General features: G+C 71.8%; 19 protein-coding genes. 7 read left to right on the top strand and 12 right to left on the bottom strand.

The window, feature by feature from the left end; all coding sequences use genetic code 11:
• Positions 1–138: 138 nt before the first annotated feature.
• Positions 139–1,104 (top strand): helix-turn-helix transcriptional regulator, encoded by a 966-nt coding sequence (locus IE182_RS06940; protein ID WP_190108740.1) that lies wholly within the window; start codon positions 139–141, stop codon positions 1,102–1,104.
• 69 nt (positions 1,105–1,173) lie between these two features.
• Here the strand turns inward: IE182_RS06940 and IE182_RS06935 are convergent, their stop codons facing one another.
• From IE182_RS06935 to IE182_RS06915, 5 genes are all read right to left on the bottom strand, one after another.
• The gene (locus IE182_RS06935; RefSeq protein ID WP_190108739.1) at positions 1,174–2,535 is read right to left on the bottom strand and encodes an erythromycin esterase family protein; all 1,362 of its coding nucleotides are present in this window, start codon (positions 2,533–2,535) and stop codon (positions 1,174–1,176) included.
• Between the two features lie 106 nt (positions 2,536–2,641).
• Positions 2,642–3,541, bottom strand: coding sequence for a hypothetical protein (locus IE182_RS06930; protein WP_190108738.1), 900 nt, complete (start codon positions 3,539–3,541; stop codon positions 2,642–2,644).
• A 73-nt stretch (positions 3,542–3,614) separates the two neighbouring features.
• On the bottom strand, positions 3,615–3,983 hold the full coding sequence (locus tag IE182_RS06925) for a VOC family protein (protein ID WP_190108737.1): 369 nt from the start codon (positions 3,981–3,983) through the stop codon (positions 3,615–3,617).
• A 125-nt stretch (positions 3,984–4,108) separates the two neighbouring features.
• Positions 4,109–4,510 (bottom strand): hypothetical protein, encoded by a 402-nt coding sequence (locus IE182_RS31905; RefSeq protein ID WP_229844629.1) that lies wholly within the window; start codon positions 4,508–4,510, stop codon positions 4,109–4,111.
• Between the two features lie 302 nt (positions 4,511–4,812).
• Positions 4,813–6,345 (bottom strand): coiled-coil domain-containing protein, encoded by a 1,533-nt coding sequence (locus IE182_RS06915; protein ID WP_190108736.1) that lies wholly within the window; start codon positions 6,343–6,345, stop codon positions 4,813–4,815.
• Between the two features lie 315 nt (positions 6,346–6,660).
• Here IE182_RS06915 and IE182_RS06910 point away from each other — a divergent pair, with 315 nt between their 5' ends.
• Positions 6,661–6,969: a hypothetical protein gene (locus tag IE182_RS06910; RefSeq protein ID WP_190108735.1), complete on the top strand. Its 309-nt coding sequence runs from the start codon at positions 6,661–6,663 to the stop codon at positions 6,967–6,969.
• Between the two features lie 266 nt (positions 6,970–7,235).
• Entirely contained in the window at positions 7,236–9,779 is a 2,544-nt protein-coding gene (gene lanKC, locus IE182_RS06905) for a class III lanthionine synthetase LanKC (RefSeq protein WP_190108734.1), read from the top strand.
• Positions 9,780–10,201: 422 nt separating this feature from the next.
• Here lanKC and IE182_RS06900 read toward each other — a convergent pair whose 3' ends face one another.
• Positions 10,202–12,997, bottom strand: a complete 2,796-nt coding sequence (locus tag IE182_RS06900; protein WP_190108733.1) for a hypothetical protein — start codon at positions 12,995–12,997, stop codon at positions 10,202–10,204.
• 704 nt (positions 12,998–13,701) lie between these two features.
• Here IE182_RS06900 and IE182_RS06895 point away from each other — a divergent pair.
• The 3 genes from IE182_RS06895 to IE182_RS06885 all read left to right on the top strand — a co-directional run bounded on the left by IE182_RS06895 (position 13,702) and on the right by IE182_RS06885 (position 16,802).
• Positions 13,702–14,037 (top strand): hypothetical protein, encoded by a 336-nt coding sequence (locus IE182_RS06895; protein ID WP_190108732.1) that lies wholly within the window; start codon positions 13,702–13,704, stop codon positions 14,035–14,037.
• 106 nt (positions 14,038–14,143) lie between these two features.
• Entirely contained in the window at positions 14,144–15,544 is a 1,401-nt protein-coding gene (locus IE182_RS06890) for a zinc metalloprotease (RefSeq protein ID WP_190108731.1), read from the top strand.
• Between the two features lie 94 nt (positions 15,545–15,638).
• Positions 15,639–16,802 (top strand): GDSL-type esterase/lipase family protein, encoded by a 1,164-nt coding sequence (locus tag IE182_RS06885; protein WP_190108730.1) that lies wholly within the window; start codon positions 15,639–15,641, stop codon positions 16,800–16,802.
• A 48-nt stretch (positions 16,803–16,850) separates the two neighbouring features.
• Here IE182_RS06885 and IE182_RS06880 read toward each other — a convergent pair whose 3' ends face one another.
• The 3 genes from IE182_RS06880 to IE182_RS06870 form a co-directional block, all read right to left on the bottom strand.
• Positions 16,851–17,798: a glycosyltransferase gene (locus tag IE182_RS06880; RefSeq protein ID WP_190108729.1), complete on the bottom strand. Its 948-nt coding sequence runs from the start codon at positions 17,796–17,798 to the stop codon at positions 16,851–16,853.
• 120 nt (positions 17,799–17,918) lie between these two features.
• Positions 17,919–18,698 (bottom strand): S1 family peptidase, encoded by a 780-nt coding sequence (locus IE182_RS06875; protein WP_190108728.1) that lies wholly within the window; start codon positions 18,696–18,698, stop codon positions 17,919–17,921.
• 788 nt (positions 18,699–19,486) lie between these two features.
• Positions 19,487–20,068, bottom strand: a complete 582-nt coding sequence (locus IE182_RS06870; RefSeq protein WP_190108727.1) for a nucleosidase — start codon at positions 20,066–20,068, stop codon at positions 19,487–19,489.
• Positions 20,069–20,194: 126 nt separating this feature from the next.
• Here IE182_RS06870 and IE182_RS06865 point away from each other — a divergent pair, with 126 nt between their 5' ends.
• Entirely contained in the window at positions 20,195–21,439 is a 1,245-nt protein-coding gene (locus IE182_RS06865) for a DUF1266 domain-containing protein (protein ID WP_190108790.1), read from the top strand.
• A gap of 21 nt (positions 21,440–21,460) precedes the next feature.
• Here the strand turns inward: IE182_RS06865 and IE182_RS06860 are convergent, their stop codons facing one another.
• From IE182_RS06860 to IE182_RS06850, 3 genes are all read right to left on the bottom strand, one after another.
• Positions 21,461–22,582, bottom strand: coding sequence for a substrate-binding domain-containing protein (locus IE182_RS06860; RefSeq protein WP_190108789.1), 1,122 nt, complete (start codon positions 22,580–22,582; stop codon positions 21,461–21,463).
• 71 nt (positions 22,583–22,653) lie between these two features.
• Positions 22,654–23,742 (bottom strand): ABC transporter permease, encoded by a 1,089-nt coding sequence (locus IE182_RS06855; RefSeq protein WP_190108726.1) that lies wholly within the window; start codon positions 23,740–23,742, stop codon positions 22,654–22,656.
• Complete coding sequence (locus tag IE182_RS06850) at positions 23,739–25,277, bottom strand: sugar ABC transporter ATP-binding protein (RefSeq protein WP_190108725.1); 1,539 nt, start codon at positions 25,275–25,277, stop codon at positions 23,739–23,741. Before IE182_RS06850 ends, IE182_RS06855 begins: the two co-directional genes overlap by 4 nt.
• Between the last annotated feature and the right edge of the window lie 23 nt (positions 25,278–25,300).

Raw genomic sequence — 25,300 nt, 5'->3', positions numbered from 1 at the left:
CCGACAATCTCTCGCAGCACCCCTGCCGACGCCATAGTGGACCTTGGCGCACATGAGCCACTGGCGCAGGTGCGCCAGCCGCCCGTAGGCTCCGGGAGTCGGCCGGCTCGACCGGCACCACACGGCGAGGGGGGCCTCGTGCACGACGTGTTGGACCCTGATTCCGACCGGGGGCGGGTCTACCGCTCTCTGGTCGGTCATCCGCGCGCGCAGATCGGCGCGTTGGCCGTCCGCGTCGGCCTGACCGAGGCCGTCACGACGGCCGTGCTGGAGGAACTCGCGGCCGAGGACATCGTCGTGACGACGGATCCCGGGGGCCGGGCCTGGGAGGCGTTACCGCCCGCGCAGGTCGTCGAAGCGATGCTGCAGCGCGAGGCCGCCCGGCGGGCGGCGTTACGACAGGCCGGCGCGGAGCTGGAGCGGCTCTACCGGTTCGCCAGAAAGGACGCCGGTCACTACGGCGCGCTGGAGGTCGTCGAGGACATCGCGCGCGTCCTGGCCGTCAGCCGACAGCTCCAGCAGTCCGCACGCCACCAGGTCCGGGTCATCGACGTGCCACCGTACTCCGGAACCTCGGACCACTACCTGGACCAGGAGACCCTGCAACGCGAACGGATGGCCTCCGGGGTCGTCTACCGCACCATCTACCACGGATCCGTGTGCGAGGACCCGATCGCGGGTCCCAACATGGCGCGCATGGTCGAGGCCGGGGAACAGGCGAGGACACTGGACGACCCGCCCCTGAAGCTCGCCATCAGCGACGACGAGCTGGCCGTCGTGACCCTCGCCGCCGACGACCACTCCGGCGTCGTCTCCCTCCTGATACGCCCGTCCGGCCTCTTCCTGGCCCTGTCGAACGTCTTCGAGTCCCTGTGGCGGCTGGCCGTTCCCCTGTCGGTGGCGGGGAACGACGCGCAGATCGACGCCCGGGACCGTCAGATCCTCACCATGATGGCCGGCGGTGCCACGGACGACGCCATCGCCCGGCGCCTGGGCCTGGGCCGCCGCACCGTGGTGCGCCGGGTCTCCACACTCCTGGCCAGGCTGGGCGCCACCACCCGCTTCCAGGCCGGAGTCCAGGCGGCCCGGCGCGGCTGGCTCTGAACGGGCCGCGGAGGCAGCCGCTCTCCGGAGTGGGGAGCCGGGCCCGGCCGGACCCGTCACCCCGAGGGGCTAGTGCTGCGGCGGCACGGGCACGGGCACGGACGCCGTGACCCGGTGCAGGTGCACGACGACGTCGAAGGCGCGGCCGAGCGCGAGCGGCGGCGTCGGGTCGTTGGGGTACCGCCCCGGAACGACGAAGGTCGGGCGCGCCGTGTCCAGCCAGCCGGCCACGGCCGGATCGCGGCGGGCCGCGCGCAGGTCGACGTAGAAGTCGCGGTGGCGCACCCGGTCGAGGGTGTACTCGTTGCTTCCGGGCGCGGCGGGGCCGACGCTGTAGGTTCCCGACGCGCCCGTCGCCGTCTTGGCGCGGTAGTCGCCGCCGTGGAAGGAGGTCCCGACGGCGAGGTAGTCGCGGCCCGCGAGCTCGCGCAGGTCCGCGCCCATGGTGACCGGGTAGTACGCGGGCACCGCGGACTCGTAGGAGACGTGCCCGTTGTGGGCCGAGACCACGATCCGCTCGCCGGTCTGCCGCTGCCACCACACGGCGGTCTCCGCCATGGTCCGGTCGCGGTGGCGGCTCGCGGCCTCCGCCTGGGCCGGGTCGCTCCAGTCCACGGTGTACTCCGTGGCCATGTGCGAGAGGATCCGGGCCTCCTGCAGCACCCAGGGATCCTGCTTCCCGGCCTGGGACAGCAGCTGGTACGAGGCCTCCGCGTCCTTCGCGATCGCCTTCCGCCCGGCGAGCGGCAGGGCGTTGTACGCGGCCATGCGCGCGGCCACCCCGGTGGGCAGGGCGCGCAGTGCGGCGTAGCGGCGGCGGAGTTCGGGCATGAGGGCGGGCTCGTTGGCCTCCGCCCAGGTGAGGATGCGCTCGTACTGCTCCGGGTCGGCGTCGGAGAAGTCCATGCCCACGACGCGGATCTTGTGTGAGCCGGTGCGGTTGTGCTCCCGCATCCACTCGAACAGCCGGGCGAGTTCCTCCGTGTCGAGCAGGGAGTACCCGTCCTGGAACTCCTCACGCATGATCTGCCGGGCATCGCCCTTGCCGGTGAGGAGGTAGGTGTTCAGGCGGGTGGCCGCCGACCAGCTGATCTCCATGGCGTAGGCGGAGAAGCCTTCGCGCCGGACCAGCTCCCTCAGCAGCCGGTCCTTCACGGTGAACAGTTCCTTCGAGCCGTGCGACGCCTCGCCGATGCCGACGATGGTCGCGCCCCTGGTCATCGAGGCGAACGCGGCCAGGTCGCCGCCGGGGCCGCCGGGCTCGGCGGTGCGCAGCGGGTGCGCGTACCGCTCCAGCCGGGTCACCACGTCGTGGTCCGGGGTCTGGGCCCGGGCCGGGAGGGCGGGGGACGGACCGGCCTGCGGACCGGCCGCAGCCGCGGTGGCGGCGGCCGGCCCGAGAAGTGCCGTGAGAGCGAGCGCCGCAGCCATGGCGCGACGTATATGTCGGTGCGTCATACAGGAAGTTATACCCGGCGTCTTCCGGGAGTCGTGGGGAAGCCGGTGCGCTCGGTGCGAGGACCCCGGTGCTCCCGCGTCAGCCGATCCTCACCTTGAGGATGCGGCCGGACGCCTCGACGACGAAGAGCTCGCGCTGCGGGTCGTGGCTGCCGAACGCGTGGGGGACCCGGACGCTGGTGGGCATCCGCAGCCCGCTGACCAGGACGCAGGACCGGCCGGTCGCCGGGTTCAGGCGCAGGAGTTCGCCGCTGCGGAAGCCGGCGACCACCAGGTCGCCACCGAAGGAGGTGAGGTCGTCGAGGAACTTGATGTCCAGCGGGTTCGTACTGAGGTTGGCGACCGTGGTGTGGTGCGCCGGGTCGTTCAGGGGGATGCGGACGACGGGGGACGCGGTGTTGAGGAGAACGCTCGCGTACAGCTGGTCGCCGATGATCTCCAGGCCGTTGGTGCCGAAGACGTTCGCCTTCTTCGTCCACTCCTCGTCCCTGGTGCCGTCCGGCCGGAACTTCAGGATCCCGGTGGCCAGTTCACGGCTGACGTAGAAGTTCCCGGCGGCGTCGATGGCGAGCCCGTTGATGCCGGTCACTCCGTCGACGACCTTCTCCGGCTCCGGCCGGTCGGCGTTCGGGTCGAACCGCATGATGCCGCCGTGCGGCGTCAGGGGATTGACCCCGAAGTTGACGTACATCTTCCCGTCGGGGCCGCGCCGGATGCCGCCGGGCCCGGGGACCGGGAAGCTGGCCGTCAGCCTCCCGTCGGCGGCGTATCCCTCGACCCGGTGCTTGGTCACGTGCGAGACCCAGAGCCTGCCCCGGCCGTCGAACTCCATGTTCTCGCGCCAGTCGAGCAGCGGTATGCCGCCCTCCCGGAACACCTCCACGCTCGCGCGCTCCGGACACGACACCGGGGCGGCGGCACGCGACGGCGCGGCGGTGGCGCTCGTCGCCCACGGCCCGCCAAGTGCCAGGCCGGCCAAGAGACTTCCTGTCAATGCTAAGGAACGAATACGCATGCGCACCGTTGTACCGTCCTGTCCCTCTTCCCACCAGTCACGTGCCTGCGTGGCAGACGGCTTCGACGTTGTTGCCGTCGGGATCGCGGACGAAGGCTCCGTAGTACGACGCGTGGTACTCGGGCCACAGCCGGGGAGCGTGCAGGGACTCGGCGCCGGCGGCCACCGCGGCGGCGTGGAACGCATCGACGGCGGCGCGGTCGGCTGCCGCGAACGCGAGGTGCAACTCGCGCGCCGGGCCGTCGTCGTCGGCGGGAACGAGCCAGAGCGTGTGCCCACTGGTGCCGTAGCCGATGTTCTCGCCGTACGTCTTGGTGCGCCGGCCGCCGAGCGGCGCGAGGGCGGCATCGTAGAACAGGGCGCTGGCGGCAACGTCCCTTACCTGGACAGCGATGTGATCGATCATGATGCCAGCCTGCCACGGCCGGCACGGTCCCTCCAGGGCGTTGCGCGATGGGCCCCGCTTCCGGGAGTCACCGGGAGCGGGGCCCTGTCGGGACGGTCCGTCGGCGTCGCGACGGCCCTACGGTGTCACCAGCGGTCTATGCCCATCGTCTTCGCCGCACTGTGGATCGCGTTGTAGTGCGGAATCGACATGTCGGACTTCTTGTCCTTCGGCGGCAGCTTGCGGTCGGTCTGCCGGAACTCGTCCCGCGCTGCGGCCAGCAAGCTGGTCCCGTAGCTGACCGGCACGTCGTCCTTGCCGTGAATGGGGTGCGACTTGGCCGCGGTCTGACTCCCGGCGTTGGCCAGGATGCTGCGCGCCTGGTTGTAGGCCGCCGGCTTGATGGTCTTGGGGTTCGCCAGCACATGGGCGCTGGAGGCCGTGTGCCCGTTGCCGACGCCGACGGCGGCGGAGGCGGGCGCAACGGCCACGGCGATGGCTCCGGTCGCTACCGCCGCAGCCAGCCCTGCTCGGGTGATGAACTTCATGGTGACAGGCCCCTTCTCGTTCGGTGCGGGTGGATCTGCGCAGTTGGTGCGGTACCGAGTAGTAGCCAATCACGGTCATGTCGGTGCATCAGTGAAGACAGGACATTTTGCTCCCCCGTGCGACCTGCGGGCTTACTGGGCCGACGCGCGGCGCGACCGCGGGAAGGCCGGACGCGGCCGTGTCATATTCGGCTGGTATGCGGCGCATCAGTGTGATGGGACTGTTACGAGTGTTGCCCCATTCTTCGGGATAAGGCACCCTGCGCGGCATGCGTCATCCGGTGAACGGCCCGAACCGGGTGTTACCGGCGTCGGGCGTGCCGGCCGCGGCCGTGTCGGAACAACGCGTTCAGGAACCGGAAGCAACCGCGAGGGGCCGGGGCCGGGGGCGGACCGTCCTGCGCCGGCGGAGGTGTCGGCCGCCGGCAGTCGTCCCCGTCCGACGGCCAGGACGGGAGGGAATCGGCGGGCCGTCCCTCCACGTCGGAGGCCGTGCTGGTCGTGTACGGGGACGGAAGGAGCAGCAGGTCGCCGCCGTACGGGTCGGGGGCCTTGACGGGTGGGACGCCGTACGGCGGGAGCGCTTCCGCGTACTCGTGGCCGTAGTCGTAGCTGTAGCCGTCGCTGTAGGGGGTGACGGTGACGTCGTAAGCGGTGTCGCCCCACCTGCTCGTGGCGAAGCCGTCCCAGTCGAACACGGAGACAGCAGGCCCGGTGGGAGGGCGGAGGTGCTCGGCGGCTGAGGCGACGGCGGCGTCGGCGACGGTGGCGGCGGCTTCGTGGAGGGTGGCCTGCTCGGCCAGCCGGCGCAGGGACTCGTCGCGCTGGCTGCGCATGTCGAGCACGAGGTCCTCGGTGGCGGAGAGCTTGCCCGCCAGTTCCTCGCTGCGGTGCTCCTGCGCCACGAGCTCGGCCCGCACGGCCCGCTCGGCGTCCTGGGCGAGGCGTTTGTCGTGGCGCTCCTTGGCCAGTTCGCTCTCCAGCCACCTGTTGAGGTGCACCTGGACCTGATGCCGTTGGTGCGCGAGGGCGGCCTCGTCGGCGGCGCGCTCCGTGACGGCCTGCATCTTCTGTGCGCACTCGGCTGCCGTGCCGTGCCCGTGCCGTCGCTCCAGAAGGTGCAGCCTGCGTTCGACGACGGTGCGGAAGTCGCGTTCGGCATCGCAGCGTTCCCGGATCATGCACGCCTCGTACTGCTCCGGGGCCTGGGCCCGGAGCGCGTCGTAGTACGACTGCATGAGGAGCCGGCGTTCTTCCGGCGCGAGAGCGTGTCCGTCCCGGGCGAGGAGATCCAAGAGCCCCTCCAGCTCGTGCTGGTGCGGGAGGCGGGTGCCGCTGCCGATGGCCCTCAGCGCGGCCGGGGTGAGGACGTCCGTCCGCAGGGCCGGCAGCAGCTCGTCCAGGCGCCGGCTGATGACGTGGACGTCACCGCCCAGCGGTCGGAAGACCTTCCGCCGCATGACGGCGGCGAACTCCTGTACGTGCGAGGGCAGGGCGGCCCTCGTCCGCTCCTCGTCCGCTTCGTGCCACAGCAGGGCGAAGCGGGGCCAGGACTCCTCGGCCGCCGGCGCCTGCTCGTCCATGCTCGTACGACGGTGGAGCAGACAGCAGATGACGCGCTTGAACGTCTCCAGCGGGGCGAGTCGGCTGCACGTGATCACATCGGAGACGGTGGTGTGCGATACGGACGCGTCGGGGTCCGCCATGGCGCTGACATCGGCGGCGAGCTTGTGGTAGGACCGCTTGCCGGCGGCTTCGTGCAGTGCCTGCACCTCGGCGTGCAGCCTGGTCAGGGCGCTGCCCGACCCTTGCCCAACCGGAGTGTGAGCGGGCATGGCGGGCATGGCCGGGGCTCTCCCTGCTGTCAGATCCTGTCAGAGAACCGCAATGCTGCCGCCCCTCCACCGCCCATGGCGATGATGCGACAAGCCTTTCACCCGTACGAGTGCGTTAGGCACGTCGGAACGTGGTGTCGACTGGTGAGAGCCGGTTGGTGCTCCGCCGCCGGCTTCGCACGACCGGGCCGCCGCAGACCGCTTGGGCAGCAGGGACGGCGGCCCGGTCCCCACCCGCAAGGGGGTACGTTGCATCCTAGGAAGCAGCGTCTTCAGCACACCGTTCCTGTTCAAACCCACCACCGGACGGCACAAGTGCGCTACCGTGCGCGCTGCCTTCTGCTCCTGTCGGCCCTCGTCGCGGCACTGACCCTCACGGGCCCGGCCGAAGCGGCCCCGCACGACGTGCCGGCCGCGCGCACCGCGGCGGCCTTTGCGCACCCCGCTCCGTCGGTCTCCGCCTCACCGGTCCGGGAGCCGTCCCCGCAGCCGGCGGATCTGAGCGCCGCCGGTCTCCTGCGGGCCAGTCTGCCCGGCTTCCTCGCGGGCCTGGCCTCCGGGACCGTCCTGGCCGTCGGCGGATGGATCGTCAAGAGACTGACGCGCCGCCGTTCGGCACCGTAGCCCGCCAGTCGGTCGCCTCCCGGCCGGCGGGGCCGGGAGGCGACCACTTCTCCTGACGTTCACGCGATCCCCCCATGAATGCGTTTATCCAGAAGACGATCCGGCATCGATCCGGCATTGATCCGGCGTATATCCAGCGTAGAAAAGCGATCCCTAACGTGGTGTTTGTCGCCGGGGAGAAGCCCGGGGCCGCCGCCGGAGACGGGGGCGCATGGGCACAGCTTATTGCCCGGGCAAGAACCGAGATTCCCGAGAGGAGGGACGCGATGAATCTGGCTCAGATCGACGCTTACTGTTTGGCCGACCCGGTGTTCTTCGATGCGCCGCAGCGCATCCAGGACGAGGACTCCCGCTGGACGCCGCCGCCGGTGGGCGACGGCACCCGGTCGGAGGACGCCGAGGACGTGTGGGTGCGGGTGTTCTTCGACCGGCCGCTGCCGACGCAGGGCTGGAAGATCCACATATCGGCCGCCGCCGACGCCGCCCAGGACATCCTCGACGCGACCGCCGCCGTCTGCACCTCCCGCCGCGTGACCTTCAAGTACCTGCGCAGCGGCCGACTGCTGTCGGCGTTCAACTCCAAGTACGCCCACCGTGGTTCCTCGGGGAAGTTCATCACCGTCTACCCCGCCCACGACGGGGAGCTGAAGGCGCTGCTGGACGACCTCACGGCCGCACTGGACGGGCAGCAAGGTCCCTACATCCTGTCCGACCTGCGCTGGAGCGACAGCAGCCCGGTGTTCGTGCGCTACGGGGCGTTCGCCGCGCAGTGGACCCACGACGGGGGCGACGTTCCCGTCATGGCCATCGTCCGGCCGGACGGAACAGCGGTTCACGACCCGCGTACCGCCGCGTTCACCCCTCCCGGCTGGGCACCGGTGCCCGACTTCATCCAGGACCGCATCGAACGGTTCACGGTGACCAGCCGCGTCGACCTGCCCTACGAGATCGTGCGACCGCTGCACTTCTCCAACGGAGGCGGGGTCTACCTGGCCAAGGACCCCGCAAGCGGGGACCAGGTCGTGCTGAAGGAAGCACGGCCCCTGGCCGGGCTCGACGCGGAAGGACTCGACGCCGTCGGCCGGCTGCAACGGGAGCACCGCATGCTCACCGCGCTGGCCGGAACCGGCCTCGTACCGCGCGTGCTGGGCTACGAGACCTACTGGGAGCACCACTTCCTGGTCCAGGAGTACATCGACGGCGACTCGCTGGCGAAGGCCACCGTGCTGCGCCTGCCGCTGGTGCGTTCCGACGCCACGCCGGATGCGTACGAGGAGTACACCCGCTGGGCGCTCGGCATCCTCGACAAGGTCGCCGCGGCGATGGCCGTCGTCCACCGCGAGGGGATCGTCTTCGGCGACCTGCACCCGAACAACATCATCGTGCGCCCCGACGACACCGTCACCTTCATCGACCTGGAAGCCGCCCACCCGGTCGGCGAGCGGCGCACCGGTCTCCTGGGCGCACCCGGATTCGCGGCGCCCGCCCACGTCACCGGCACGGACATCGACGCCTACGGCCTGGCCGCCCTGCGACTGGGCCAGTTCATCCCGCTGGGAGCACTGGCAGGGCTCGATCCGTCCAAGCCCGAACAACTCGCACGATGGGCACACGAACTCTTCCCCCTGCCCGCCGACCACGCCCATGACGCCGCCGGCGCCATGACGGCGATCGCCCGGACCACCGCACCGGCACCACACGGTCCGGACCCGGTCGGCAAGGACTGGGAGGAGAACCGGGCACGGCTCGTCGCGGCGATCACCGGCTCGGCCACCCCCTACCGGGGCGACCGGCTCTTCCCCAACGACCCCGAGGGATCACGGGAAGGCGGTGGCACCAGTCTCTCCCACGGCGCTGCGGGCGTCCTGTACGCCCTGCACGCCACCGGCCACGCCGTCGACCCCGCATGGACCGACTGGCTCACCACCACAACCCTGCGGAACATCGCCACCGCACCCGTCGGCTTGTTCAACGGCTCCTGCGGGGTGGCCACCGTCCTCGATCTCCTCGGACGGCACGACGAAGCCACCGGCATCCTGGACCGGGCCCTCGCCCGCACCGCCGAGCCGACCAGCCTCGGCCTGCTGACCGGACTGCCCGGCACGGGCCTGGCCGTCCTCGGGTTCCACGGCCGCACCGGCGACAGCGCCTACCTCGACCACGCCCGGCGCATCGCCGACCGCGTCGAAGCCGCACTCGCCCGCCCGACCGGCCCACGCCCGGGCGCGGGCCTCACGACCGGGGCAGCCGGATCCGCCCTGTTCCTCGCCCGCCTCCACGAACGAACCGGCGAGAACGGCTACCTCGACCTGGCCGACAAGGCGTTGCGCCGTGACCTCGAACAGTGCGAGGACACCGACGGCTCCCTGCAGGTCAACGACGGCTGGCGGTCCGTGCTCTACCTCGGCACCGGATCCACCGGCATCGGACTCGCTCTGGCGGCCTTCCTCCAGCACCGCGCCGACGCGGGCTTCACCGAGGCCCTCGGCGCGATCCGGAAGGCGGCACGCTGTCAGTTCACGGTGTTCCCCGGCCTGTTCGACGGCCGCGCCGGACTGCTGTACTTCCTCACGGCCGCCGGCCAGGACGAGGCCGACGACACCGCGCTCCGAGGCCACCTGCGCGACCTGTGGCGGCACGCCGTCCCCCACGGCGACGGCCTCGCCTTCCCCGGACAGCACCTGGTCCGGCTCTCGATGGACCTCGCCACCGGATCGGCCGGCGTGCTCCTGGCGATGGACGCCGCCCACCGCCGCACCGATCATCTCCTCCCCCTGCTCGGCGGTCCGGCACCGACCACCGCCGCCTAAAGCCTGCTGGGCCGATCCCGGCTCAGTGAAACCCCCCTACGAAAGGGAACCATCATGTCCATCCTGAACCTTCAGCAGCTTGAGATCGCCGAGGAGAACGAGGTTCTGCTGATGAGCAGCGCCAGCTTCCAGTGCCACAACACCAGCTTCGTGGGCTAATAAGCCGGCTCGTTTCTCATCACTGAAATCCACCGACGAAAGGGAACAACGATCATGTCTATCCTGAACCTTCAGCAGCTTGAGATCGCCGAGGAGAACGAGGTTCTGCTGATGAGCAGCGCCAGCTTCCAGTGCCACAACACCAGCTTCGTGGGCTAATAAGCCGGCTGATCTGGAACAGTGACGGTCCGTTCGCGGATCTGGACAGGCTGCGGGGCACTGCCCCGCAGCCTGTCCCGCTTGTGTGCAACCCAGGTCACGTCCTAGCGCCGCGGCCGCCAGCGCGGACCGGCGAAGCGTTGGAGGGCTGCTGCGAGGTCCGCCGGGACGGCGTCGACGACGGACAGGGGAAGGATGAAGAACCAGCCGTCGTGGCCGCGGAAGTACCGGGCCGGCTCGGGCGCGCCGGGGCGCAGCCGGACGTGCAGGGCGTAGATCTTGCTGTCCTTCTTGCGGTGGATGAGCTTGCGCACGGCGACGTCCTCCACGTCCGCCCACGCCAGCCGGTGCCGGCGGCGCCCCATGGTGAACGCGACGCTCTCCGCCGTCATGTGCAACTCCAGCAGCCGCGGCGGCATCAGCCAGCCGAGCAGCATGATCAGCACGCCGAAGCCGCAGCAGACGACTGCGGACAGCAGTGCCCTCGGCCAGTGGCCCTCCACACCGAAGCGGATGAACGCCATGGCGGCGAAGACCAGGAGCGACGGCCAGTGGGCGATGCGGAGCTGGCGCCGGCGGCTCCGGGCCGTGAACGTGTGCTCGTCGGCGTGGACCGTCCAGCCCTTGCGCGAGGACAGCGCGGACCGCTCCGCGTCGGCGACCAGGTCGCGAAATCCCGTGCCGGCCGTGGACGTGCCGGCCGTGGACGTGCTCGCCGGGGACGCGCCTGCCGCACGGGGCGACGGCTCGACGGGCTGCAGGGGCCGGCCGTGGACGGCGGGCGAGTACGACGCCGCGTGCGCCGGAGCCCCGGCAGCCAAGTGCTCCTGGAGCCGCAGGTGACGGAACCGGTAGACACCCCCGCTGCGCTGCAGCAAGCCCCCGTGGTGGGCGTCGCGCAGGAACTCCATCAGCGACCAGGGCACCCGCCCCACGGTCGCCAGGCATCCCTTCGCCATCAGCCAGCGGCTCCACGAACTCATCAGCAGCAGCATCGCCGAGGCGCCGAACCAGCCGGCGACGGCCCGTGCCAGACCGTCGTCGAACGTCCCGTTGCCGTACCAGCCCAGCGCTCCCTGCCCGATCCCGATCGCCACGGCGACCGTGCCCAGGGACAGTAGGGCGGCCGTGCGCTCGCTGCCCAGCACCTCGTCGGGCGTGCTCGCGTCCTCGGTGTCCGCGGGGGCGGCGATCGTGACCATGAGCAGGGGACCCACGACGGTGCTGCAGAGGGCCATCACCAGATAGGGCCGCGGATCGTGCGTTCCCAGAGCCATCGAGGTGAACAACCCGGCCGGGAGGACGACCACCGCGGACGCCTTCAGGGCCCGCCCCACGGAGGCGGCGCGGCCCGCCGAGCGCAGGGCCGCACCGATGCGGAACGGGTTGGCGCGCCGGCGCGGTTGCCCCCGCTTGAAGCCGAACCACACCTCCACGGCGATCCACACGCCCATGGTGTGGATCAGGCCGCCGCTCACGGCGAGCTCCAGGCCCCATCTCGTGGTGAACCCCGCGAAGGTTCCCGGCCGGGCGTCGGCTCTCTGGTGGTCCACGAACCAGCCGCCGGCCGTCGTGGCGACCTGTGACAGGGCGAGGCACACCACGAGGAGCGTGAGCGGCGTCATGAGGCGCACCAGGAGCGTGCGGTGCAGGTCCCACCAGGCCAGCTCGGTGGTACGGCGGCGGGAGAGGTGGCCCGCGAGACAGGAGAGCCAGTGCCGGGCACGCCGGTGGTTCCACTGCCGCGGGGCGTGCAAGCGGTCCGGAGCGTGGGGCTGCTGGGTGAACACCGCCGGAATGATCAGGTCGAGCAGGTGCTTCTCCACCTGCTCCCGGGAGGGGAACGGCCGGCGCACCAGGTCCAGCGGGTCGGCGGGCGGTGTGCGGAAGCCCTGCCGGGCCAGCCAGATCATCAACGGACTCGACAGGGCCTGCGCGACGGGACCGTCCGGCTGCCGGTCCACCGCGTCGAGCATCAGCTTCCATCTGCGGCGGGTCTGCGGCGCGGCGGAGTGCAGCAGATAGGCGGTGGCCTCCGCCAGCCCGACAGGCCGGGCCTCGATCACCGCGGCCCCCGCGATGGCCGCCCCCGTCCCCTCGCCCGCGCGGTACTCCCGGGTGCGGGACGTCAGGACGATCGCGTCCTCGTCGCCGAGGGCACGGTCGATCTCGCGCACCACCGCAGAACGCCGGTGCTGGGGCAGTTCGTCGAGCCCGTCGAGAACGGGAAGGATCCGCCGGTCCTGGACCAGCCGCGCCGCAGGATGCCTGCCGTCGACACGCGGCAGACCGGGATGGTCCTCGGCGATCCGCCGGGCCAGCCAGGCACGGAAGTGCTCGCGGTCCGGATCCCAGGATTCCAGGGTGAGGACGACGGGAACGGGAGACGTCTCACCGCCGCGCCCGTCCCCGGGCCGTGCGCATGGCCCAGGGGCGCCCGGTAAGCCCGGCGCGCCCGGTATTCGCCTCGCCCCCGGCAGGCAGCGTTCCACCAGCTCCAGCGTCAGCAGCACCGACAGCGTCGACTTGCCCGCGCCCGGTGCACCGAGCACCACCAGACGGCGGCGGGCCAGGCTGAGGAAGGTGTCCGCCATCCTCGCGATCTGAGAGCCGTGCTGCCGGCCGGAGTCCTCCTGACCGTCGTGCGGCGCGCCGTGCCGTGGCCCGGGCCACGATGCCTGCCAGTGCACGGACAAGGGCTCGGCCGATGCCAGGTCCCAGGCAGTGAGCTCCGCCGTCCACTGGGCGCGGATGCTGCGGGCCAGGGCCCACGCGGCACGCTCCAACGGCTCGGCGCCGGGCGGTAGGTGCACGCTGACGTTGCCGTGGACGTGCCCGATCTGCAGTACGTATTCCGCCGTGCCCTGCATGACGTTGTGGATACGTGACTCGTCTGCCATGACGGCATTGTGGGCCAGGATGACGCCTGATTCCCCTGTGTTGCACGGCACTTGGTGGGGCGATGTCCCCAACGGCCGTAACAGAACCGGGCGAACGTTCCAAGAAGGGCACTGCTTTCGTCGTCGGCGTCAGGACAGGGTGCCGACTACACCCTCCCGGGGGACCCGTCCCAACACGACTGGGTGATCGGGGGATTGGGACGTTTCCTGCATTCGCATTCCGCGTAACCTCCCGGAGGGATGACGAGGTCATGCACGGCTCCGGTGACGGCGCCGCACGCGCCGGGGTGGTCCGATGAGGGCCGGTCGTCATCGAGTCATCCCACAGGGAGGGAGCAACGATGGGATCCGCCGTGACGTTCGCGGAGCTGGGCCGCCTCTTCGGAGAGGAATTGCCTCCGCGGACGGTGCTGTCGAGCTTGTCGCCGGCAGGCGCCGATCACCCGTTGGAACCCATGCTGGTGAGGACGGAGCACGGTACGACCGTGCTCTATGCCTGCCAGTACCGACAGGATGCGGCCAGCCCCGGTCTTCTCGCCGCACTGGGATTGGCACCCAGTACCCCGGGGCACACCACGACGTGCATTCCCGCGGCCGTCTCCCGCCACTGACCGCCATTCGTCAAGGATGGCCGCTCGGATTACTGACCTGGGAATCCGAGAGCACAAGACCAGCGAGTGCGGAAACCAGAGAAAGGGAATGGAATGGAAAACGCCATCAGCTTCGAAGAGCTCGACGCCATCGCGGGAGAGGTGCTGCCGGAGCGCACCGTCATGGGCATCGTGGCCACTCCGTTCAACGCCCTCAGCGCCGGCCCCGACGGCGGCGCCGGCGCCGGCAGCGCCAGCAGCAGCTCCGCGGCGAACGCGGGCGGCGGCGTGTACGCCCCGGCCCCGAGCGACCACGGCACCACCATCCTGTCGTCCTGCCAGTCCATCGACCGGCAGGGGACACCGGGTCTGCTGGGCTCTCTCGGCCTGGGCTCCGAGAACCCTGCCAACAGCCTGACCTGCACCCCCGCGGCCGTCTCTAGCCACTGATCCCCTAGCGGACCGCCGAACGCGCCCGGCGGGGGAGGGCCGCTCCTTGGGCCCTTCCCCGCCGCGACGCGAGCCGTCGTCCGCCCCCACCTCCTGGAGAGCGCCCATGTCCCTGCCCTCCGCCTCGCGCACCGGCGAAGCCGGGCCGGCACCGGGGCGACGGCCGGCCCCGGCCGACCGGACGGGGGAGCCCGCTCTGGTGCCCGGCACCGAGCTGGTCGGCGAGTTCGAGGACTCCGGATACCGCGAGCCACCCCAGCTGGTCTGCCGTCCCGACGGTCAGCTCGTACGCCTTCCCACCCTGCTCTACCAGGTCGTCAGGGCCCTGGACGCCCGGCGCCAGGGCCGGGACGACCGGTCACCGCCCGACCGTGAACCGGTCATGGCCCGCGTCGCGGCCGAACTCAGCCGGGAAACGGGCCGGCAGTTCACCACGGAACACGTCGCCTTCCTCATCGACGAGAAACTCGCCCCGCTCGGCGTCACCAGCCACAGCGACGGCTCGCCGCCGCCCCCGACCCCCGGAAGCGACCCGTTCCTCGCGTTCCGGTACCGGATGGCGGTGCTGCCGGAGCGCATCACCTGGATCGTCTCCGGGCTCTTCGCCTGGCTCTTCCGCCCGGTGCTGGTCGTCCTCACCGTCGGTGCGTTCCTGGCGGGCGAGGCGTGGCTGTGGACGACACAGGAGACCGGCGCCGCACTGCAGGACGTGCTCACCTCCCCGGCGAACATCCTCCTCGTCGTCCTCCTGGCCATCGCCTCCTGCGCTTTCCACGAATTCGGCCATGGCGCAGCGTGCCGTTACGGAGGGGTGCGGCCCGGTGCCATGGGATGCGGCATCTATCTGGTCTGGCCCGCCTTCTACACGGACATCACCCACTCCTACCGGCTGGGCCGTGCGGGACGCATCCGGGCCGACCTGGGCGGCGTCTACTTCAACGCGCTGTTCGTCCTCGGTCTGCTGGCGCTCTATGGGGCAACCGGATTCGGGCCGCTCCTGGTGGCGATCCTCTCCGTCAACCTGGAAATCATCCAACAGCTGCTGCCCACGCTCCGGTTCGACGGCTACTACATCGTCGCGGACCTGGTCGGCATTCCGGACCTCTTCACCTACATCGCCCCCATCCTCAAGCGGGTCCTGCTGCGGCAACCGCAGGACGACCGGCTCCGGTCCCTCAAACGGTGGCCCCAGATCGTGGTCGCCGTCTGGGTCATGTGCCTGGTCCCCGTGCTCGTTCTGCAACTGGGCATGCTGGTCCTCAATCTTCCGCAATTGCTCCGGGCCGACTGGCAGAAGGTCAACCTGCTGATCGAGAACGCCGGTGCATCGGGCAACTACGCCCTCGGCATGACGTCGGCATGCCTCCAGATCCTGCTGCTCGCTCTTCCGCTCGCAGGCATCACGCTCGTGCTGGCGGGGCTGTCGCGTTCCCTCATCCGCTTCGCCTTCCGGCGCAAGAGCGCCGGTGGGGACGACCGCACCGTCCGGTCGGTGTCGTCGGTGTAGACCTGCGTGGATACGATCAAGGAGGTGAGGGCAGCCGGAAGCGAGTGCCTCGGGCCACGTGCCCTCCGCACCGCTGTCCCGCAAGGAGACCGACATGACCGACTGGATCACCACGCCGATCGAGCCCCACATCCTGCGCGGCGCCCTCGACGTGGAACGCACCGCGCACGGCGTACTGCCGCACCGGCTGCCCGCCCGGGCCCGAAAACAGTTCCCCGACGACGCCATCGCCATGGCCGAGACCAAGCCCTCCGGCGTGCGCCTGGCCTTCCGGACCCGGGCCACCGTCGTCGAGCTGGACGTGCTTCCCACGAAGATCGTCTACAAGGGCCTGCCCGGACCGCAGGACGGCGTGTACGACCTCCTGGTCGACGGCCGCAAGACCGCCCAGGCCACCGCGGCCGGCGGGAACGTCCGCACCCTCGACATGGCCACCGGGGCCGCGGCCACCACTCCCGGTCCGCCCGGCACCGTCCGGTTCGCCGAGCTGTCCGACGGCGAGAAGGACGTGGAGATCTGGCTGCCGCACGCGGAGACGACCGAGCTGATCGCCCTGCGCACCGACGCCCCGGTCGAGGACGCCGTGGACCGCGGTCGCAGGGTGTGGCTGCACCACGGCAGTTCCATCAGCCACGGCTCCTCCGCCGACAGCCCGACCGGGATCTGGCCGGCGCTGGCCGCCGCCCGGGGCGGCGTGGAACTGGTCAACCTGGGCCTGGGCGGCAACGCCCTCCTCGACCCCTTCATCGCGCGCACGATGCGGGACACCCCCGCGGACCTGATCAGCATCAAGATCGGCATCAACCTGGTCAACACCGACCTGATGCGCCTGCGCGCCTTCGCCCCGGCGGTCCACGGCTTCCTCGACACCATCCGCGAGGGGCACCCCACCACGCCGTTGCTGGTCGTCTCGCCCGTTCTCTGCCCCCTCCAGGAGGACACCCCGGGCCCCCTCGCACCGGACTTCGAGGGCGGGAGCATGCGCTTCCGGGCCATGGGCGACCCCTCGGACCCCTCACGGCTGACCCTCAACGTCATCCGGGCCGAGCTCTCCCGCATCACCGCCCAACGGGCGGACGAGGACCCGAACCTGCACTACCTCGACGGACGCTCGCTCTACGGCGAAGCGGACTTCGCCGAACTGCCGCTGCCCGACGGGCTCCACCCGGACACCGCCGGTCACCGCCGCATCGGCGAACGCTTCGCCGAGTGCGTCTTCGGCGCCGGCGGCCCGTTCGCCGCGGACACCGGTCGGTGAGCCGGAGCCGGGCCGCGAGCGCCGGCCGGACCCGTCCCGGCCCCCGGGTCAGGAGGTGAGGCGCTGCCGTTCGCGGTCCGGCCAGTCGGGCAGGCTCATCAGGGGCGGCAGTTCCGCCGTCCGGGCGGCGCGCGGGACGACCTCGCCCGGACGGTCGCCGGGCGTCATGACCACGCTGCCCCAGTGCTCGGGGAGCTCGCCGCCCAGGGCGCGGAACTCCGTCCGCAGGGCCACGTACAGGAGCTCGAACGCCTGCAACGAGATGTGGGCCCAGTTCCCTTTGACGTGTTCCTTGTAGCGGAGGTCGACCTGGCCGATGGCCGCGGCGCCGTGCCGGCGGCTGATCTGGTCGAGGATGCTGAACTCCGTGCCCCAGCCCACGGGGAAGACCAGCTCGGCCAGCGTCGAGCGCCGCGTGGCGTGCTCCCCGCTGAGGGGCTGGCGCATGCCGGCCAGTTCCGGGTGCAGCAGGGACAGCACCGGGCGGGCCATGGCCTCGGTGGTGCGACCTCCCTCGTAACGGTCGTAGAAGGCCCGCACGTGCTGGAGGGAGGCGTCGCGCAACAGCGGCCCGACCAGCCGGGAGACCTTGGTGGAGTCGAACTTCAGGTGGTCGCCGTCGATGAAGACGACGATGTCGCCCTCGCTGGCCCAGATGCCCTTCCACATGACCGAGCCCTTGCCGGAGTCCGGGATGTCGGCGACGGGCCCGGCCGTCGAGAAGCCGATCAGCCGGGCGCCGGCCCGGGCCGCGCGCTCGGCCGTGTCGTCGGTGGAGTCGTGATTGACGACCAGGACCTCGTCGACGGCGCCGACGGTCACGAGGTCCTCGACGACCGGTGCCACCACCCCCTCGATGGTCGCGCCGCAGTTGCGGGCCGGGATGACGACGGAGACGCGCAGGGGAGCCCCGGTGGCCGTCGTGCAGGCCCGCTTGGCGGCGGCGAGCTCAAGGGGACGGTCCATGCCGGACCTGAGGAAGGTCTTGATCGTCACTGTGCCCAGTCCCTCGTCGTTCCCATGCGACTCACCTCCCACAACGACCGTAAGCGGCGTGACAGCGCATCGATAGGCGCGCGCACCCATCCGGATGGAACCCGGGCGGCGTGCCCCCGGCTACCCCAGGCCCAGCGCCGGAGCGACCGTGCTGACCTTGGTGAAGACGGAGACCGGGTACTGGTCGTCGCAGTACTTGTTGCCCGTCGAGACGATGCCGATCAGGACGCCGTCGGCGACGAGCGGGCCGCCCGAGTCACCCGGGCAGATGCTGTCGGTCCGGCCCTTCGCGGACGTGCCGCAGACCTTCAAGGCGGGGTCGGTGGTGTTGGAGAACGGCTCGCAGGCCGCAAGCGGAGAGAGGGCGAGCGTGGCCTTCCTGAGCGTCCGGCCCTGGGTGGTGCCGTCGGTGTGGCCCCAGCCGTAGACGGTGGCGGTGCGCCCGGTGGCGTACAGCGCGGCGTCCTTCTCCGTCGCGACGCGCAGCGGCTTGTACGGGAGCTCCTTGTCCAGGGTGAGGACGGCCGCGTCGTGGACGAGGTCGGTGGTGTACTGCGGGTCCAGCTCGATGGCGGTGATGCGCCGCACCTGGCCGGCCGTCGACAGCCGGTCGGTGCGGCCGCCGACCACGGTCATCGCCGAAGGGCGGGCGGCGTTCGTCACGCAGTGCGCGGCCGTGAGCACCTTGGCGGGGGCGACGAGGGTGCCGCCGCACCACGCGCTGTCCTTGCCCTCCGGCGCGTCCGGGTTCTTGATCATCACGATGAACGGTGCGGCCTGGGCCGTGGTGGCCGAGCCCTGGTGCACGGCGGCGGCCGGCGTGGCGGCGACGCCGGTGACGGCCAGGAGGCCGGCGGCGGTCAGGAGGGCGGCGGTGAGGCGGCGCTCGGGCTTGGACATGAGGGATCCCCGCTGTCTGTCGGTGTGGTGCCGGTGGGTCCGGCCGATCTGGCCACGACCCTGCCCCGGGGACCGTCCCGGCTGCCAGAGGGGACGGCCGATGCGGGAAGCCGGAACGTTCTACGGCACCTCACCTGCGGAAACGGACGATCCTGGAACGCCCGGACGGGACGGCGACCGCGTCGGTCCGTGCAGGACGGTGCGGACCGTACGGTCCCCGGTCTCCTCGACCCACAGGCCGAGGAGACCCAGGGGGGCCCGGGCCCGTCGCGGGCGTCGACCGGTCAGTGACGCGGTGCCTTGTCCGGGCCGGGCGCCGGGACGGGATCCGGCTCGGGTTCGGGGCTGGGCGGCCGGGGGAGCGGAGCGGGATCCGGTGGGGTCTGGGCCCGGGGTGCCCGGCTGTCGGCTCCGGCCGGCTCGGTCGCTGTGCGCATGGGGTTCTCCTGTCGGAGCACGGGCCGCCGCCCCGGCCATGGGTCACAGCGGTGGCCGTCCTGTTCCCCACCAGGCTGGGCCTCCCGCCGCGGCCGCGCCACCCGTCACCGTCCGGGAGGGTCTGTCGAGCGGCGGGCGACGTCAGGAAGCGACCGATCTCGCGGGCCACGGTTGCGGGCTCGTCGAGCATGGACAGCACGTACGCGCCGGGCACCTCGGCGTACCGTGCCGCGGGCAGCAGCTCGGCCGACGGCGGCCGTGCTCGGGCGGCATCACACGATCGTCGGGCGACCGGGCAGGCCGGGCGGGAAGTTGCCGAAGCACCGGCGGCCCGGGCCGGCGGTCCGGAGCTACACGCAGAGCTTCTGCTCCCGCACCCACTCGGCGAGGATCTCGGCGCAGCCGTCCACGGAGTCGCGCCACGTGCGGTCGGCCCCGGCCCCGGCCTCGTCGCTGACGTGCTTGATCAGGCGGAGGGGGACGCCCTCGCGGTGGGCGACGGTGGCGAGCGCGTAGCCCTCCATGTCGACCAGGTCGGCCTGCTCGGCCAGGCGGGCGCGGGCGTCGGGGTCGGAGACGAACAGGTCACCGGTGGCCAGGGTCGGCCCGTCGGCACTGTTGAGGGTGACGGGCGCGCCGTACGTGCGGCCGGTGAGCGCCTGCAGGACGGGGGTGTCGAGGTCGTGCTGGATCACCTTGGCCACCTCGTGGATGCCCTCCCAGCCCGGGCGGAGGGCGCCGGCGGTGCCGAGGTTGATGATCTCGGAGGGCCGCTCGCCCCGGGCCAGCACCGTGGCCAGCGCGGCCGTCGCGTTGACCTTGCCTATGCCGGTGAGGAGGACGGGGAGATCGCCGTCGAGATGGGCGGCCTCCTCCCGGACGGCCACGACGAGCAGGGGGCGGTTGGGGTCGATCGTTCCGAGTAGACGCATGCGATCATGCTATTGACCCCGGAGGGCGAGCGGTGACCGGGTGCGGGTGACGCTTTAGGATCTTGTGGTCGGAGACCACGGGAGGAGCACGTTGCTGTGACGGGGCCGGCTGACCATCTGCCGCCGATGCCGGTGGCGGCGCCGCCTTGGTCGGCGCCGAGCGACATCGAGCAAGCGCTGCACGAGGCGAAGACGCGCGGCGACTGGCCCGCGTACTTCGACGTGCTGGCCGGCACCGACCTGTTCATGGTCGTCGCGCGCGCGAGCGCCGACGCCCACCCCGACTCGGTCGTCTTCACCCCGTCCTGGAACCCGCAGGCCCACATCGCCTGCCTGGCGGTCTTCACCGAGGGCATGCTGCCGGCGCCCGCCGAGGACCCGGTCTTCCAGGGGTACTCCCTGGGCTGGTACGCCCGGGTGTGGGAGGACCGCGACCCGCCGTTCCTCGTCGTCAACCCGGGCAGCCCCTGCGAGGGCGTCCTCCCGGCCACCCCCGCGCACCGGGCCGTGTGGCACCAGCACGCCGAACGCCTGACGACCGGCGACAGCTGCTGCAACCGGGTGCACGGGCGGCTGCGCGCCCTGCACGTGGGCGGCCCGCTGCACGGCCCCGTCGCGCACGGCCTCGCCTGCGGAGCACATCTGTCCGTCCGCAACGGGGAGCTCTGGAACGCCCTGGCCTACCACGGCGGGGGCTACCGCCACGAAAGGCGGCGGCTGGAGGACTCGTGGGGGGTCACCGGCCGGCAGGGCTGGCTGAATGCCCAGGAACAGCTGCTGAAGGCGGACATGGTCAGCGGCGTCTGGGAGTTCACCCTGGGCATCCGGCGCTCCCTCGCCCGCGACTTCGCGGGCCACGTCGACCTGGAGTACTGGCGCAACGCGGCCGAGCGCGTGATCCGGCAGCGGTCCGACCGGTCGGGCGATGTGGAGATCACACCCGAGGGCGTCACCACCGTCGAGGCTCCCGACGCGGCGGAGGTGGAGTCGCAGGTCACCGGCGTACGGAAGCTGATCGGCCGGATAGCCCGCTACGAGGCCCGCTTCCGCGCGGACGGGGTCCTGCCCGAGGGAGCCTTCGTGCGCACGGCGCAAGCATGGGACTACGGGCGGGCCTCCGGCATGGCCCGTTGGGGGCTGGGCGCGCGCTACTGCACCCTGCCGGAGGCCGAGCAGGCCGTGCTGCGCGCCGGCCGTGCGGCCCGGGCGAACTACCGCTCGTGGGAGGAGTTCTCCGCCGCCTTCATCCTCGGACGCTGCCTCCACTTCGACGAGGAGGAGTTCGGTCCCTGGTACACGGACATGCTCGCCGCGCACCAGGTCCTCAGCACCGACCCCGCCAGCCCTTGGCTCAACATCCCCTGGAAGTAGCGGCTCGCCCGGGCACGCGGGTCACGGTCCCTCGCCCCAGATCTTCCGGTAGGCGGCGCGGTAGCCGGGCGGGTCCCAGGTCGTGTGCCCGGCGCTGTTCGCGGCGGTAGCGATGTGCACGGGGGTGACGTAGTCGCTGGCCGGTTCGCCGGAGAAGGCGCGGTTGAATTCGTCGACGATCTGCCAGCCCTGTGCGGAGAGCGGCTCGGGAACGGTGGCCGCCTGGAACTGGCCGCCGTTGATGCGCTGGAAGGCGGAGGGATCGCCGTCGCCCGCGCCGATGTTGAAGGGGGCCGCGGTGCCCTTCCTGCGTGCTGCGCGCAGGGCCGGGGCGGCGTCGGCGAAGTACACGTCGTTGATGGCGACGGAGTGGGTCCACCGGTCCCCGAAGCGGGACAGGAGCGAGGAGACCGCCTGGGGGGTGCGGCTGCTCGTGTCCGGGATCGGGATGTTCTCCTCGTCCAGGACCTTCACGCCGGAACACGTGGCGAGCCCCTTCTTGATGAGCTCGGACTTGTTCCTGGCGAACGGGATGGAGGCGTCGGTGAAGACGACGGCCCCGGCCGTGCCGTGGGAGTGCGCGATGATCCAGTCCGAGCTGGCCTTCGCGACGTCCTCGACCCTGGTGGTGACGTTGGTGAAGAGCTCGGGGTCCTTGCTCGGGCCGGGGGAGCCGACGGCGTGCCAGCCGATGAGCGGGATGCGGTCCGCATGGGCCTTCGCGACCTGCTGGGACGTCAGCCGGGGGTCGAAGCCGCCGATGACGATGCCGGACGGCCGGAGGGCGATGGCCTGGCTGAAGGCCGCCTGGATGCCGGCGGGGGTGCCCTGGCCGTCGATCACCCGGGCGTTCCAGCCGATGGCCCGTGCGGCTTCCTGCACGCCCTGGGCGGTGCCCGCGACGCCGGGGTTGACCATGGTCTGCGCGACGTAGACGACGGACTTGCCGGGAACGGCCCGAGGCCCCCCGGCGGGAGCGCTCCCCCCTGCGGGATCGCTCTTCTCGGCCTGCCGGACGGCCGCTTCGGCCCTGGCCAGGGCGGCCGGGCAGCCGGCCCGGGCCGGCGCTGCGGAGGAGGGCGCCGCACCGGTCGAGGCACCGCGCTCGCAGCCGACGAGGAGGCCGGCCGCCAGGGCCAGCACGGCCGTGCCGAGGGGTGCGGTCGTGCGGCGTGCGCGCCCGGGCGGTGGTGCAGGGGAGGCGGACGGCCGGGTCACGGGGTGACCCTGGGCAGGTCGTGGAGGGACCGGGAGGGTTCCGCCCGCCGTTGCCGCAGTTGCCGGCGGGCCTCGTAGCCGGCCAGGCCGACGGCGATGAGCAGGGTGGTGCCGTTGAACAGCGGGGTGACCCAGAACTGGGCGCCGAGCTGGCCGATGCCGGCGAGGCCGATGGCGAGGACGGTGACGGCGACGAGGGTGCCCAGGGCGTTGGCCCGGCCGGGCCTGATCGCGGTGGAGCCGAGCAGGGCGCCGACGAAGGCGGGGAGCAGGTAGTCCATGCCGACGCTGGGGTTGCCGATCTGCTGCTGGGCGGCGAGCAGGACACCGGCGATGCCGACGACCAGGCCCGAGCCGGTGAAGGCGTGGACGACGTAGCGCCGGGAGGGGATGCCGACCAGGTCGGCGGCGCGGGGGTTGGACCCGATGACGTACAGGTACCTGCCGAGCGGCAGCCGCTCCAGGAGCAGCCACAACGCGGCGGTGAGGGCGAGGACGTAGAAGGCGGACACCGGCAGGCCGAGGAACCGGGAGTCGTAGAGGGCGGTGAAGCCGGCCGGCAGGCCGTCGGGGCCGGGGACGATGCGGGCCCCACCGGTGATCCAGCCGGTGAAGGCGTACATGATGCTGCCGGTGCCGAGGGTGGCGATGAAGGAGTCGATCCTCGCGAATTCGACGACGACGCCGTTGACGGCGCCGACGACCGCCCCGCCGAGGACCACGGCGAGGCAGGCGAGTGGCCAGGGCCAGCCTTCCGCGACGACGAGCTGCATCGTCATGACGTGGGCGAGTCCGAGACCGTAGCCGATGGACAGGTCGAACTTGCCGGTGGCGATGGGGATCGTCGCGCCGAGCGCGAGGAGGGCGGGGATCGACTGGCTGGAGAGGACGGCGGAGACGTTGTCCAGCGTCGGGAAGGTGTCCGGCAGGGCGAGGGAGAAGGCCAGGAAGAGCAGGGCGGTGAGGCCCAGGAGGCCGTAGGCGCCGACGAGGTGCCCGAACCGGCGGCTCAGCGGCGGACGCTCACGCGCGGGACGCGCAGGGTGGGGCCGGGGCGAGGAGGACGACGGGGAGGGCGGGGTCATCGTCCGGACGTCCCGGTGACGGCGGGCATGGCCGAGGCGGCGCGGGCGAGCGCGGTGACGGTGAGGGCGTCGCCGCTCAGCTCCACCGTCATGGTCCCGCGGACGAACACCAGGGCTCGATGGCACACGTGGGCGATCTCCTCGAAGTCGGTGGAGAGGAGCAGGACGGCCACTCCGCCGGCCAGCGCGTCCTGGAGCAGGCGGTAGATCGCCGCCTTGGCGCCGACGTCCACTCCGGCGGTCGGCTCCTCCAGGATCAGCAGGCGCCGGCTCAGCCTGAGCCACCGGCCGATCATGACCTTCTGCTGGTTGCCGCCGGACAGGGTGGCGATCGGCGCCTCGCTGTCCGGCGGGTGCACCGAGAACCGCTCGATCAGGCCGGTGGCCTCGGCGCGCTCGCGCCCGGGGCTGATCCAGTGGGTGGCGTGCAGGGCGCCCGCTTTGGGGTTGGCCAGGAAGTTCTCGCGCACGGTGAGCTCGGCGGCGCAGCCCTCGTCCTGGCGGTTGCTGGTGACGAAGCCGGTGCCCGCGCCGACGGCGTTCGTGACCGTGCCCGGCCGGTACGGCCGTCCGTCGAGGAGGGCCCGTCCGGCGAGGATCGGCAGGGAACCGGCGAGGGCGCGGCCCAGCTCCATGTGCCCGGCGCCGGTGAGGCCGACCATGCCGAGGATCTCGCCGGCGTGCAGCTGCAGGCTGACCGGCGCGGTGTTCTCGGTCCGCACGCCGTCGAGGACGAGGACGGCCGGGCCCGGGGCGGGAGGCGTGATGCGGTAGTTGTCCGGTTCGCGGCCCACGATGTCGTGCACCAGCCGGGCGGGGCCGTAGCCGGCGAGCGGGCCGTGGCTGACGATGCGGCCGTCGCGCAGGACGGCGAAGGTGTCGGCGACCTTGTGCACCTCGTCGAGCCGGTGGGTGACGAAGACGATGGCGTGGCCGTGGTCGCGCAGGGTGTGCAGCACGTCGAAGAGCCGGGCGCAGTCCGCGGCCGGGAGGCTGGCGGTCGGCTCGTCCAGGACGATCAGTTCGGCCCGGGTGCACAGCGCGCGGGCGATGGCCACGAGGGAGCGTTCGGCTCGCGTGAGGTCGGCGACGGCCGTGTCCGGGTCGAGGTGCGCGGCGACGATGCCCAGGGCCGCGGCGCACTGCCGGCGGGTCCGCCGCCAGGAGACCAGTCCCGCCCGCCGCGGGTACCCGGTGCCCAGGGCGATGTTCTCGGCGACCGTCATCCACTCCACCAGGCCCAGGTCCTGATGGATGAAGGACATGGTGCGGGTGGCCGCCTCGCTGCCGAGCGGATGCCCGGCCACGGTCACCCCGCCCTCGTCCGCGTGGTGGACGCCCGCGAGCACCTTGATGAGGGTGGACTTCCCGGCACCGTTGGGGCCGAGCAGGGCCAGGACGCTGCCGTGGTCGATGTCGAGGTCGACCGCGTCGAGCGCGAGGGTGCCGCCGAACCGCTTGGTGAGTCCGCGGATGCGGACGAGGGGCTCCGGGCCACGGCCTGGGGGAGGGGCGATGTCGGGGGTGTGGTGCACGGACTTCTCCGGGAGTGGGCTGT

Origin of the sequence: Streptomyces cinnamoneus (assembly GCF_014650495.1) — a bacterium.
GTDB lineage: Bacteria > Actinomycetota > Actinomycetes > Streptomycetales > Streptomycetaceae > Streptomyces > Streptomyces cinnamoneus.
Note: the sequence above shows the minus strand (reverse complement) of the source record. Positions and strands in the feature narration are given on the sequence as shown.